This is a genomic window from Gardnerella sp. KA00255 (genome assembly GCF_049244095.1).
Taxonomy (GTDB): domain Bacteria; phylum Actinomycetota; class Actinomycetes; order Actinomycetales; family Bifidobacteriaceae; genus Bifidobacterium; species Bifidobacterium vaginale_F.
Map to the genome: position 1 here is coordinate 727,337 of NZ_CP058374.1, position 14,236 is coordinate 741,572.

The following is a 14,236-nucleotide window of genomic DNA, read 5'->3' on the forward strand; positions in this document are numbered from 1 at the left end:
AAACAAAAAATTAAGAATTAACGAATAGCAAGAAATTTACAAAAAAAACGACACCCGCATATAGCGAATGTCGTTTTTACTTAAAACAAATAATATCTAAATATTTAAATATCTAAATTATTATTTCAAGACATTATTGCTTTCAAGAGATTATTATTTCAGGACATTGGATGAGCGCTTTTAATCGTCACAGACATCTGACGACCATTAGGCGTGAAATAAGTCACTGTATCTCCCGTATGAGCGCCCATAATAGCAGCGCCGATTGGAGACTCAGGGCTTACAACATCATACTCAGTAGCAACAGCAATATCTCGAGAACCAACTACATAAGTCATCTCAGTTCCAGCTAATTCAAGAACCACTAACGAGCCATTTCCAACAAGTCCATCCTCAGGAGCTTCAAGAATTTTCGCATTACGAAGCTTAACAATAAGCTCGTTAATACGACCTTCATTCTTGCCTTGTTCTTCGCGAGCTGCCTGATAACCACCGTTTTCAGACAAATCGCCTTCAGCACGAGCTGCAGCAATACGCTCAGTGATTTCTTCGCGATATTTTCCTTCGCGATAATTTAACTCTTCCTTCAACTTGTCATACGCTTCTTGCGTTAACAAAATCGTCTTTTCTTCTTCCATAGCAATCTCCTAACTCAACTCTCACGCAATTTCAGCGAGTAGAAATAATATCAATAACGAATACGAGCGTAGCGCCGCCAGGAATTCCAGCCTGAGGTACACCATAATCTCCGTATCCGCACTCAGGAGGAATAGAAACAAGTAAACGCGAACCAACATTATGGCCAGGAACAGTACGATCCCAACCTTGAATTACTTGACCGACTCCAATACCAAAACTTGCAGGAGTATGACGAGCAAAACTGGAATCAAACGGCTTATCAGAACCCCACACAACACCATGATAATTTACAGTCACAGTGTCTCCAGCACGAACAAGAGGACCATTGCCCTCAACCAGTTCAACAATCTTAAGCCCAGCCGGCGGCTCAGACGTTGGGAACGTCACCGTTGGCGTAGTACCAAATTCTGCAAGTACTTCTGGCATATCCTGTACCATTTTGCCTCCTTTATGAACTTCTATCAAAATCATTAAAAGCTATTAACAACAGTAAATTATACAATTGCATAGTTTTTGTAGCGTGTTTTAGATTAGCACCCAATTGTTACGTTTGCTAGACTATTGCGCAAGATTTAATAAGATACTACTTCATGCATAAACATCTAACACTCTACTACGTTTACAGCCAAGCCGCCTTTTGAAGTTTCACGATATTTCGACATCATATCGTGACCAGTTTCTTTCATTGTTTTAATAGCTTTATCAAGGCTTACAATATGAGATCCATCTCCTAGCATAGCCATTCTTACTGCATTAATTGCAGTATTAGCAGCCATAGCATTACGTTCTATACATGGGATTTGCACTAATCCACCTACAGGATCACAAGTTAAACCTAAGTGGTGCTCAATTCCAATTTCAGCAGCATTTTCTACTTGTTCAGGAGTTCCACCTAAAACTTCACATAATCCTGCTGCAGCCATAGAACATGCTGAACCAACTTCACCTTGGCAACCAACTTCCGCTCCAGAAATAGAAGCATTGCGTTTAAACAGATACCCTACAGCACCTGCAGCTAACAAAAATCGCACAATGCCATCTTCATCAGAAGAATCAACAAATCTCCAATAGTATTGCAAAACTGCCGGTATTATTCCAGCGGAACCATTTGTAGGAGCAGTTACAATCCTACCTCCGCCGGCATTTTCCTCACTAACTGCGAGCGCAAAAAGATTAACCCAAGCAGAATCTGAACTTTCTAAAGCTAAATCAACTCTCCTGCGATTACTCTTAAGCATATCCGAATTTGCAGCAAGTCTTTCATACATATGCGGAGCGCGCCTTGGAACATCTAATCCGCCTGGCAAAATCGGCTGCTTTGAATTACAACCATTTTCCACGCATTTGCTCATTACATTCCAAACATGTAATAAGTAATTCCTCACATAATTCGAATCGCCTTCATGTAAAGCTAACTCATTTTGCCATACGACATCGCTTATAGACATATGTTCTTTACGGCAAATTCTTATAAGCTCATCGCAAGAAGTGAAAGGATACGGAACTGTAGAATCTTTAGTTTTATTATCTTCGCTACTAGTATCAGTGTTATCTTTGCCGTTATTTTCGCCGCTATCCTCTGCGCTATCCTTGCCGCTATCCTCAGTTTTATTACTTTCGTCCTGCTCGGTAACGCGATCGTGCAATCCAATCATTGCATCGTCGGCAAAACCTTGACGTATAAATCCGCCACCAATCGAATACCATACTTGTTCATCAACTAAATTCCCATCCGAATCTTTCGCAATAAATCGCATACCATTTGGATGAGAAACCATACGCTTCCATTTTTCAAAAATAACGTCTTCATCGTAATCAAAAGAAATCGTATGCTCATGAGCAAGAGTTAAAGTACCTGTTTTTTTACAATCCTCACGAATAGTCATCATATGTTCTGTATCAACATCATCTGGAAGATTACCTTCAAGACCAGCTACACAAGCACGATCTGTACCGTGACCTAAACCAGTAAGCGATAACGAACCATAAAGAGTAACAGTTATATGATTAACTTTAGATAATATGCCTTTATCTTTAAGTGACTTAACAAAAGCATAAGCAGCGCGCATAGGTCCCACTGTATGAGAAGAACTAGGACCAACCCCAACAGAAAACATTTCTAAAATACTGAACACATTTCTATTGTAAACATAAATCTAACGCGTTCCGACACACTTCTACATATTTTGATGTATTTTCGTGTATTTAAATATGCTTTCCTTAGATTATTTGCTTATTTGCTTATTTACCTTTATTATCTAAAGATTTCAAATCAATCAATTTTGAACTAATCAAATTAGATACTAATAAGCACAAAACCCATAAAACTATTGCGCAAATAATTGCAACAAGCATAAATATAAGCTCTATGCCATGCGTAGGTATATGCAATTCAAAGAATCGTGATGTAAATGGTATAAAAGCGCCTAAAATCCCAGCAATAGTGAAACATAAGACCATAATTCCGCGCCATGAGAATATTGGTTTTGAAACACGAGATAACACTAAAATACTTATTACAAAAACAATTACAGCGCATATGCTAGGCATTGCCGCAGAATTTCTTATCACGTTAGTATCTGGAACTTTTATACCCAAAACGCTTGGAGCAATTACAGAAGCAGCTAGCACAGATAAAGCTATTGCCAAACCACTTGGAATAGCAAAACGTACTACTCGCTTTAAGAATCCAGGCATATAACGACGAGTATTAGGAGCCAGAGCTAGCAAAAACGCTGGAATTCCAATAGTTAACGAGCCAATATAAGTAATATGACGAGGCAAATAAGGGAATTTCAATCCCAGCAATACAACTCCTGCAGAAATCAATGCTGAATATACAGTTTTAACTAAGAATAATCCTGCTACGCGCTCCATATTTGCCATAACTTGTCGCCCACGAGCTACAACATCCGGCATGTGAGAAAATTGAGAATCCACAAGAACTACTTGCGCTACAGCTTTAGCAGCAGGAGCCGCATTACCCATAGCAACACCAAGATCCGCTTCTTTTAACGCAAGAGTATCGTTAACTCCATCGCCAGTCATAGCAACAATATGACCTTGAGAATGCAATGCTTGAACAATCGCTTTCTTTTGATCTGGAAGAACACGACCAAGAACATCTACATTATCTAAAACTTTAGCTAATTCATTAATATCACTTGGAAGCTCTCGAGCATCCATTGCTATTGGCTTACGATTACCTGTTAAACCAACTTTTTCAGCAACAGCGGCCACAGTAGTAGGATTATCTCCAGAAATAACACGACAACGTACGCCTTGTTCACGGAACCACGAAAGAGTTTTATAAGCATCTTCACGCACTCGTTCACAACAACGAATTATTGCAACCGGCTTAGCTTCTTTGCAAATAGTAGGATTATCTGCAAAACTTTCAGAACCAAAACCCTTAAAATCAAGGCCCTCAGAAGCAGAAACCTCAGAAGCAGAAACCTCAGATTTATTGCAAATATGCGCTAATAGAAGCACACGCTCACCTTGTTGCGCATAGGAATTAACTCTTTGCAAAATCGACGAATAATCTTCGCTTGAATTATCGGATTTTTTAAACGCGCTTATTAAAACTTCCGGAGCACCCATATACCATGTGTCTAATTCGCCATTTGAACGCGAATAGCAAATCGCACTCCACTTTCGAGAAGACGAAAATGGCAGCCTTTTTACAATATTTTCGCGCGGCTTAATGCCACTTTCTTTCAAGCCTTCAATAATTGCTTTACCGGTAGCATTTGGATTTTCTTCATTCGACAAATCATAAAGAGCCTGATTAATATCCGCTTCAATCTCAGATTCGGTATCAGATTCAGTATCAGATTCAAAACTACCAATACTTTCAACTCCAACAAACGCAATACCGCCATCTGTAATAGTTCCAGTCTTATCAAGATTTAAACAATCAACTCTGGCTAAGGTTTCTACAGATTCAAGCTCCTGAACTAAAGTCTTCTTACGCGCAAGACGCATTGCAGCAACAGCAAAATTAAGGGATGTAAGAAGCACTAATCCCTCAGGAATCATTCCAACAACTCCAGCTACAGCAGAAACAATTGCCCCACGCCATGCTCCAGTGTGCCAAGCCTCAACAAATCCTCCAACCTTATACATCTGCGAGCACACTAGCAAAACACATAACGGCACAACTACGATAGTCATATATTTCAAAATCGTATTAATTCCACGACTTAAATCTGAAATTGTTTTCGTATAAACCTTGGCCTGGGCAGCTAATTTAGACGCATAACTATGCTCTCCTACAGCTGTTACTTTCGTTAAAGCAACGCCCGAAACAGCAGTAGATCCAGAATATACAGAATCTCCAATAGCTTTACGAACAGTAGCAGATTCGCCAGTAAGCATGGATTCATCCATTTCAAGACCCCAAGAATCCAATACTTCAACGTCTGCTGGCACCTGCTCACCTGCACGCACCCAAAGAATATCGCCTAAAACTATATCTTTGTGATCAATCTGTTTATTTTCACCATCTCGTCTAACTATTGCGCGAGCAGCAATAAGAATAGAAAGTTTATCTAAAGTATGTTTTGCTTTAAGCTCTGTAATAATTCCTATGCCGGTATTAACTAAAATAACACCGCCAAAAACAGCATCTTTCCACGATCCGGTTATTAATACAACAACCATTGCAGTAAAAATAATCGCATTAAATAAAGTGAAAACATTAGCTCGTATAATATCTGCAACAGAACGAGAAGTTCTTTTAGCTGTAACATTCACATTGCCTTTAGATACAGCTTCTTCAACTTGCTTGCTTAGCAATCCGCATTCTTTCACATCCGGAAGATCTATATTAGACATTGAATCTGCTTCAGATTTATCGCAATTTGTTTTTGAATGTTTGCGAATACTATCTACCATCTATAATCACTTCCCTTGAATGCGGAGTATCGTTAATTAACGCCTTTACTATATTTTGCAACGATTCGTATTTTGCTGATTTAGTTTTCGAAATAGATTTTTTATCTAAATAAGTTTTCGAATACGCTTTAGCAGCATAAAGCGTGCTATCTTCAGGAGCTTTAATAGGATTTACAAGCAGTACCGGAATTCCTGCTCTACGAACATCTTGCAAAGCTTCTTCAAATGATTTTTCAGTTGCTTTTTCAGTTGCTTTTTTATCTGCTTCTTCAGTTTTGGAACCAGATGATTTAGCTGATTCACTTGAATAAACAGAATCTTGCGAATCAACGTCAATTTCATCAATAATTATTAATGACATTTGACGATAAGTAGCTTCCTTAAGCGCATCATAAGCAGAACTAGAGGAATTCTTAATACCAAAAAGTGCAACATATGAAGCTTTCATACCATACTTTTTGCACTCATCTAAAATGTAATTATCAAGAGAAAAACGCGAAGATCCCAAAACGAAAATATTTATATCATTCAAATCGACGCCATCATGGACTATATCGTTAATACTTCCCGAATCCCCAACAGCTTTACCTTCAGGCTCACATGCCCCAAGAGATATAACCATAAAACTTACGATAAGTACAATAAAAAATTTATAAAAATCGCGAAGATTTATATTTAATAAACGCCTATCAAATACACGCATATTAAACGTAGACTTATCCATCATAGTTTTATCTATCGCATGCTTATCTATCGCAAAAAGATTACGAAATAGAAGCTGAAGCTCTTTGAGAATCATTAGTGGATTCACCGCGATCTTCTGGAGGTATTTGACATAACCATTCCCCCACAATTCCAACAATCATATCTAAAAAGCAAACAAAAGCAGCTATAGCACATTCGCGAACAACATTGCCGTATACAACAATATCAATATGCGAAATAGACATAAAAATCTGCCCAAGATACCAGCCCATTAGAATCGCAGAAGCCATACCAAGAGATTTTGAAAGCATAAGTGCAATAACAGAACGAGCGTGATTAGGCATTTTACGATCTTTAGGTTTAGCTGTTGCATATTGATGAGTTTGCAATGCTAGCACAAGCGTCACAATACCAATGAAAACAAGCACAACCAGGGCTATCCAAGGAGCGCCTGCAATTACAAGCGAACTTGACTCGGTTACAGAAACAGACATAGCACCAAGAGCTAGTCCTGCAATGCAACCAAGTACGAAATACCACCAAGGCGTGCGATAAGCTTTCATCAGCAATTCCCCATAATCCAATGTTCTGAGTAAATACCAACGTTAGCAGAATCTTCAGTAAATGCAATTAGATATCCTAAAGGATTACCGTCAAGGAAAGCATCTTCTTCAATCTGCAACCACGGACGCAAATCTGCTGCAGAAGGATGTAGTAATGCGATTGAAGCATCATTTGGATCTAAAATACTGGTATCAACAGATTGAGTGACCTTTGGCGGAGTGCTATACAATCTCATTCCAACAATAGTTGTTTTCAACTCTGGCTCATGAGCTTTAGCAACTTCTATAACTCGCTGAATAGTTTCATACTCATCAACATTAGAGCTAACAACGCATGCAGCAGTATATTCATCATTGCTACCTATAGTTGAAAGATACAAAGCAGAAATACCATCAATACGCATGATAATTTTCTTACTTTGCTCAAAAGCAACCATAGTGTCATACATAGCTAATCGAGTTTTATTCTTAGCAAGACCCCTCATTACAACAATAGTTACTGTGCGCATAGGGAAATAATCAGAAACCCTAGGCTTATATTCCTTATCAGTACCATCGTCATCTATATCATCGTAATTTGTATTGCTATATCTAGGGAAGATTTCTTCAAAGCGCTCATCATTAATAGCATCATAAGATAAGAAGGATCCGTGCTGCACAAATCCTAGATTCTTCATTGAAGGCATATGATTACGAATATCTCGATAGTCGATTTCATTTAATCCATTTTTACTATCGGAATCGTTGTTGTTTGCGTTGTTTACGTTGTTCTTGGTGCTATTTTCACTTTTGTTTTCGCTATTAATTTCGTCTTTATTACCAAAATTATTTCTAATATTTTGTGGAACATTGTGTGAAACGCCTCGCGAAACAGATGAATCTGCGTTTTCATCCAATTCAGAATCAGACTTTAAATCAGAATCAGACTCTATTTCGCTACTGCCAAACTTGTAAGGCTTATAAGAATCAGACTTATATAATTCAGGCCAATATTTTTCGTCGTCGTCATCGTCGTCATAATCGCCGTTATCGCCGTTATCGTTAGCGTCATTACTATCTGCATAATCGGCGTTGTCTTTAGCTTTATCAGCATTATCTGCATTATCATTTCTATTTTCATAAACAGCGCTATTTTCAACTACATTGCCAGCGTCAGCTTCATCTTCGTAGTCAAAATCATCGTAATCCAGATCATAATCAGGATAAGCTGGATTAACCATCGACGTCATCTGCGGCTCAAGCGGATCGCCAAGATTATCTGCTTGCTTGCAAATAGTTACAGCAATATCGTCTAATTCAAAGCCCAAACCATTAGAAACATTATTTTCATTGCCAGTACCATTTTCATTATCAGCACAGCAATCATTAGCTTGATTAAAAGATGCATGAACAGTTATTTCAGCTTCGTTAACCTGCCAAGATCTCAAAGCTGACTCAACTAATTTACCAGCAATAAGTTCAAGAGTTATAGAAGGATTCTCAAGAATATGCGAATCCTTCTCACAAGACTTCAAATCGCGAGCAAGGCGTTGAGTAACTTGCACTATATCAACTGTTTGAGCAACTTCACCTTTAACAGCCGCGTTAAGGAAAAGACGTAATATTACGTCAACTCCAGTAATACGATAGGGGCCAACAAGAGCTTTACCGCCTATAGGGCGAATTCCCGTAAATTTAATAGCATCCATGTTGACCCCCTCATATCAGCGTGAGAATCTATCAATCGATATCTTATGTTTATATTTTATACAACTAAAACAACTGAACGACAATATTAAGCAAAATACATTGCAAAATATTTACTAATCGCTCAAATTATTATTGTATATTCTACACCTAAAACATCATTGATTATCAACATTGCTGGAATCAGAATCAGACCTAGACTCAGACTCCGACTCAGACTTAGTATCCGCTTCAGAATTAGAATCAGAATCAGAATTAGATTTACCAGCAACGTTACGCTTCAAAGATTCAGGAATTTCCACAGGTGGAATATCAGAATCTGGACGAAGATCGTTAGAAAGCCACAAATTACGTTCAGGAGCTTTTCGAATATTAGCGAAGATTTCCTTCAACTCTTTTTCGTTCAAAGTTTCCTTAACAAGTAATTGACGAACCAACTCATCCAATACGTCGCGATTATTATTAATAATCTCCCAAGCTTCAGTATGAGCAGTTTCAATAAGCTTATGAACTTCCTCATCGATTACTTCAGCAGTACGATTCGAGAACTTGCGAGGTTGCAAGGAATCAATAGAGCCAGAAGAATCATCATCTGAATCCATCCACTTCACAGCGCCAAGCTTAGATGAGAAGCCATATTCAACAACCATCTTACGGGCAATAGCCGTAGCCTTCTCAATATCGTTAGAAGCACCAGTTGTTGGATCATGGAATACAACCTCTTCAGCTGTACGACCACCCATAGCATAAGCCATTTGATCAAGCAATTCATTTCGTGATTCAGAATAGCGATCCGCAGTAGGCATAACAGCTGTGTAACCAAGAGCACGACCACGAGGCAATATAGTTACCTTAGTAACAGGATCCGTATGATGCAAAGCAGCCGCAACAAGTGCGTGACCACCCTCATGATATGCAGTATTACGCAACTCGTCCAAAGCCATACCCTTTGACCTTCTACGAGGTCCAGCCTGGACTCGATCAATAGCTTCATCTATAGCGCGATTATCAATAAGCTGAGCACCTGAACGAGCACACAAAAGTGCAGCTTCATTAAGCACATTAGCCAAATCAGCACCAGTGAAACCAGGAGTACGAACAGCTACCATATGCAAATCGACATCTGGAACAAAAGGCTTACCTTGAGCGTGAACCTTCAAAATTGCTTCACGGCCTTCCAAATCAGGAGCTTCAACAGCAACCTGACGATCAAAACGGCCAGGGCGCAATAATGCAGGATCCAAAACATCAGGACGATTAGTTGCAGCGATGATAATCAAATTCGTATCGTTATCAAAACCATCCATCTCAACAAGCAACTGATTAAGAGTCTGCTCACGCTCATCATGGCCACCATTCATTCCACTACCACGGCGACGACCAACTGCATCAATCTCATCAATAAAGATAATTGCAGGAGCATTCTTCTTAGCTTCGTCAAAAAGCTCACGAACACGCGAAGCACCAAGGCCTACGAACATTTCCACGAAGTCAGAGCCAGCCATAGCATAGAACGGCACACCGGCTTCACCAGCAATAGCACGAGCCAATAAAGTCTTACCAGTTCCTGGAGGGCCATAAAGCAACACGCCTCTAGGGATTCGCGCACCCAAAGCCTTGTATCGGGAAGGATCTTTCAAGAAGTCTTTAATCTCTTCCACTTCTTCAACAGCAGATTGCTCGCCAGCAACATCAGTAAACTTAGTATTCGGAGTTTTACCTTCAATAAGCTTTCCGCGACCACGAGCGCCGCCCATTCCAAGAAGACTACCGCCACTACCCATGCGGCTAAACAGCAGCCAAATCATTCCAAGGAAGATAATTATTGGAAGCATAGAAGTGAACAAGTAAGAAAGAATACCCGACTGCTGAATGCTTACATTCCAACCGTTTACAGGAGCAACTTCCTTAACTTGCTTAACAATATCTTTAGATTGAGCAAAAACGTAATAGAACTGTACTTCTTTGCCGTAATCACGATTCTGCTTATTGCGCTTATCAAACTTCTTGAAGTTATCATTCAAAGTAAGCTTAACTAATTGCTTATTATCAATAATCTCTACGTAATTTGCCTTATGAGACTTCAACAGCGCAATACCATCATTAGTATCAATATTCTGCGGACCTGTATGCACAAATATTTGGAATGCAGCAACAGCAAGAAGAACTAAAACGATAATCCAAGTCCAAGGCGACTTCCAGAACGGTCTACGACCTTCATCATTGCCGTTGTCGTTACGATTATTTTGATTTTCACCATTCTTATTACTTTTATTACCATTATCCTTACGTGGAGATCGTGGATTCACAAACGGATTTCCGTTATTACCCCCACCAAGAGGATTACCCATTGGACCACGTGGTGCCATAGGAGAAGCGCCCATAAATAAGGCTCCTTTCAGACTCCCTGATTGATACACATAAATTCAGACAAATAAATACTGATATAAAGCATAAATCACTAGCACAATAACATCAATCAAATTATTGGCAGTATTTTATAAAAGTAGCGTTGCAAAACAACCATAACAAGTATATTTACAACACTACTTTTAATCTCAAGACTCGTATACAGATGGCTTCAAAACTGCTATAGAATCTAAATTCCTATAGTGCTCGTCATAATCCATTCCAAATCCGACTACGAAAGCATCTGGAATTTCAAAGCCAGTATAAGCGATATCAACTTCAACTTCGCGACGAGCTGGCTTAGTGAGTAAAGCAAACACTTTAACACTTTCAGCACCGCGTCTTTTAAGCTCTTTAATCAACCAATCCAAAGTACGGCCAGAATCTACAATATCTTCCACAATCAGAATATTTCTTCCACGAACATCAGTAGTTAAATCTTCGCGAACAGTAATCTGACCACTTGTTTTAGTACCTGAACCGTAACTGGAAAGACTCATGAAATCCATTGGAGCATCAAGGCCTAATTCCTGCGAGAATACTGCAAGAGTATTAACAGCACCTTTAAGTACTGAAACAAGCAAAATATCGCGGTTCTTATAATCTTCAGTAACCTGAGCAGCAACCTCACGGATGCGCTTCATAAGGTCTTCATGACTAATTAATTCATAGTCAATATCATCTCGTATATCTGCAATCTGCATGTTAACTATAATTACATAAACGAATGACGGGCGTGTTTTTAACACTCGTACGACACGCCTGAACATGTTTAGGCAAAGAAACAGCTTTCTGACCATGCCAATTATTTATAAGATCGTCTATTGCGCTTACATGAGTTGAAGAAAATCGCAAATTCATAGTATTAAGCGCGCGTGCGATTACACGACGTCGAATAGAAATATGGCAATTTTTTAATTTTTTAACGTCTAAAATAACTTCTACATTCCCAGAAGAACAGTTGTCTGCAAAATTCACGCTCATAGAATTCACATTCATAGAATCCACGCTCATAGTTTTAGAAGCAACATCATCCACTTGTGAATTAATATAATCTAAATCGTCCTGAGCAATTTCAGCGCCTCGCGTTAAAAGATTCACCATATCAGCATTGAAAAATCTGGAAATATACGGCATAAGCGTGTGTCGTATTCGCGAGCGCAAAGGATACTTTTTATCCAACTCTTGATCTGAAGGAACTAAATCACCATTAGTGGGATCATCCCACCATTTTATTGAGCAATCTTCACAAATACCTGTAGTATCATCGCGAGTGATTCGTAAAAGAGGGCGCGCGAATTTCACGCCATCTCGTACAATAAACGCACTCATACCTGCTATCGCTTCTAATCCTGCAGAATCGCGAAGACCCATAATAACAGTTTCAGCTTGATCATGAGCTGTATGAGCTAATAGCACAACAGCAGCGTTAAGCGATTTTGCACGCGAAATAATAGCGGAATATCTTGCATCACGCGCAGAAGCTTCAACACCTGTTCCGCAATCTTTCACAGTAATTGATTCAATATAAATTAAATCTTTCGAAATACCTAATTTTTCACACTCTAAAGCAGCATTATTTGCGACTATATGTGAAGAGCTTTGCAGATTATGATCAACAATAACTACTGCGCATCTCAATCCTCTACTAGCGCATACTTTTGATGCTAAAGCCACCAAAGCTAAGGAGTCTCTACCTCCTGAGCAAGCTATAAGCACTAAAGGGGCATCGAATAAAGGCTCATGAGTACCATGCTGGAGGAATTGATTTCCTTGCACATTTAAATGCAATTCGTCAAAACAACGGCTTAATTCGCCTATACCTGCACGCCAACGAGATGAATACACCATGTTTTTATTATAATTCAGGAAGATTTTTTATAAATTGACTTATTGAATTAAAAGCCAACCAATAATCTGTAGGATTGTTAATAATAACAGCAAATGTAAGAGTCCCGCCTTTTTTGCGAGTTACATTACCTGACATTGATGTTACTTGTTCTAAAGCGCCTGTTTTAACTCTTAACATTCCAACAATAGAATCATCGTGCAAACGTTTGCGAGCAGAACCTATAAAACCTGGGATAGATAAACCTTGAGCAGCCGCAGGGCTTGAGCCTGAACGCAAATTATCTGCTTGAGCTTGTACAAGAGTAGTAACTAGCACAGTCGACTTAGGTGAAAGACCGGAACAATCAGACATATGCAATCCGTTTGTGCTTATTCCAAGTTCTCGCAACGATTCTTTAACTGCAATAGTTCCTCCTTCTGGAGAATTACTTTTCCCGCGAGCTAAAGCAATTAAACGCCCAAATTCTTCAGCAAGAGTATTGTCTGATCTTCTAAGCATATATCCTAGAATTTCACCTAAAGTTGCAGATGAAATATGAGCAATCGGACTGTATTCATTAGTAATCAAAGATTTTTCTTTACTTATATCTCCAGAAAAGTTTACTTGAACGCCTTGTTTAGATAGCAAGTTTGAAAAAGTTTTACCGACTTTTTCTGCAGGATTTTTATCTAAAATAGGATAATCATCTAAATCATCAGCATCAAAACCAGCTTTAACCCATTGAGCAAAATCACGCTGGCGAGCGCAATCTATAGCCATAGATGAAGTTGGCGCATAAAAACGACCTTCTGAATCATTTTCACTTACAAGACTTGGGAATCTCTTAGACCCAAAAAGCGAATCGTCAACAGAAAGAGATACTTCTGATATTCCGCGAGACTTTAAAACTTTGGCAGTTTTTTCTGCTAAAGTTTTTAGCCCAGCTCTACCGTTTACATGCTTAATATCGTTTTCTTCAACGCCTAATAACATATCTCCATTGCCTTTTAAAACAATATGAGAATTATTGTTATTAGATAAATAAACAGTTGTATCTAAAGTAGAACCCATGTCTAACACATGCGTTGCAACATCTGCTGTTAAAGTTTTCATTGTAGAAGCTGGCTCTCTAGGAATATCAGGAGCATGAGAAGCAACAACTTTCCCACTAGCATCCGCTATTACTACAGAAACGTCGTTACCAACGCCAGCAGTTTCTACAAGTTCTTTAATAAGTTTTTTAGCTTCATTTTGATTTATCGGACTACCGTCACTCGCGCCATTAGCGAAATAAGGAACAGACCTAACGCCCTGTGGGTTTTGAATAACAGTAGCATGTTTTTGCGCTGATACAGTAAGAGGACCTGGAAGAACATCATACACGTCAAGCGCAATATAAGAGCATACTAAAGAAGCGCTTAATATTGCGGAAAGTATAACAGTTAACCAGCGTAATCTATAAGAAAATCTACGAGAATAATCACTGCTAATCATGCTACGCGTC

The 14,236-nt window shown here is 39.0% G+C and carries 11 protein-coding genes; all 11 read right to left on the bottom strand.

Annotation, left to right across the window (positions count from 1 at the left end; all coding sequences use genetic code 11):
• Nucleotides 1–158: 158 nt before the first annotated feature.
• On the bottom strand, nucleotides 159–638 hold the full coding sequence (locus tag HXT51_RS02895; protein WP_103084872.1) for a GreA/GreB family elongation factor: 480 nt from the start codon (nucleotides 636–638) through the stop codon (nucleotides 159–161).
• A 31-nt stretch (nucleotides 639–669) separates the two neighbouring features.
• Nucleotides 670–1,077 carry an FKBP-type peptidyl-prolyl cis-trans isomerase gene (locus HXT51_RS02900; RefSeq protein ID WP_103084871.1) on the bottom strand — a complete coding sequence of 136 codons (408 nt, stop codon included), beginning with the start codon at nucleotides 1,075–1,077 and terminating at the stop codon, nucleotides 670–672.
• 164 nt (nucleotides 1,078–1,241) lie between these two features.
• Nucleotides 1,242–2,756 (bottom strand): L-serine ammonia-lyase, encoded by a 1,515-nt coding sequence (locus tag HXT51_RS02905; RefSeq protein WP_421776740.1) that lies wholly within the window; start codon nucleotides 2,754–2,756, stop codon nucleotides 1,242–1,244.
• 124 nt (nucleotides 2,757–2,880) lie between these two features.
• Nucleotides 2,881–5,478: an HAD-IC family P-type ATPase gene (locus HXT51_RS02910; protein ID WP_421776806.1), complete on the bottom strand. Its 2,598-nt coding sequence runs from the start codon at nucleotides 5,476–5,478 to the stop codon at nucleotides 2,881–2,883.
• Between the two features lie 49 nt (nucleotides 5,479–5,527).
• Nucleotides 5,528–6,337: a hypothetical protein gene (locus HXT51_RS02915; protein ID WP_415692249.1), complete on the bottom strand. Its 810-nt coding sequence runs from the start codon at nucleotides 6,335–6,337 to the stop codon at nucleotides 5,528–5,530.
• Entirely contained in the window at nucleotides 6,303–6,806 is a 504-nt protein-coding gene (locus HXT51_RS02920) for a DUF3180 domain-containing protein (protein WP_103084868.1), read from the bottom strand. The genes HXT51_RS02915 and HXT51_RS02920 overlap by 35 nt, the downstream gene beginning before the upstream one ends.
• A complete protein-coding gene (locus HXT51_RS02925) occupies nucleotides 6,806–8,494 on the bottom strand; it encodes a hypothetical protein (protein ID WP_415692248.1) in 1,689 nt (562 codons plus the stop codon). The genes HXT51_RS02920 and HXT51_RS02925 overlap by 1 nt, the downstream gene beginning before the upstream one ends.
• A gap of 156 nt (nucleotides 8,495–8,650) precedes the next feature.
• Nucleotides 8,651–10,876: an ATP-dependent zinc metalloprotease FtsH gene (ftsH, locus tag HXT51_RS02930; protein ID WP_415692247.1), complete on the bottom strand. Its 2,226-nt coding sequence runs from the start codon at nucleotides 10,874–10,876 to the stop codon at nucleotides 8,651–8,653.
• A gap of 174 nt (nucleotides 10,877–11,050) precedes the next feature.
• A complete protein-coding gene (gene hpt, locus HXT51_RS02935; protein WP_103084905.1) occupies nucleotides 11,051–11,605 on the bottom strand; it encodes a hypoxanthine phosphoribosyltransferase in 555 nt (184 codons plus the stop codon).
• A gap of 1 nt (nucleotide 11,606) precedes the next feature.
• Nucleotides 11,607–12,752, bottom strand: coding sequence for a tRNA lysidine(34) synthetase TilS (gene tilS / locus HXT51_RS02940; protein ID WP_421776741.1), 1,146 nt, complete (start codon nucleotides 12,750–12,752; stop codon nucleotides 11,607–11,609).
• A gap of 7 nt (nucleotides 12,753–12,759) precedes the next feature.
• Entirely contained in the window at nucleotides 12,760–14,226 is a 1,467-nt protein-coding gene (locus HXT51_RS02945; RefSeq protein WP_421776742.1) for a D-alanyl-D-alanine carboxypeptidase/D-alanyl-D-alanine-endopeptidase, read from the bottom strand.
• Between the last annotated feature and the right edge of the window lie 10 nt (nucleotides 14,227–14,236).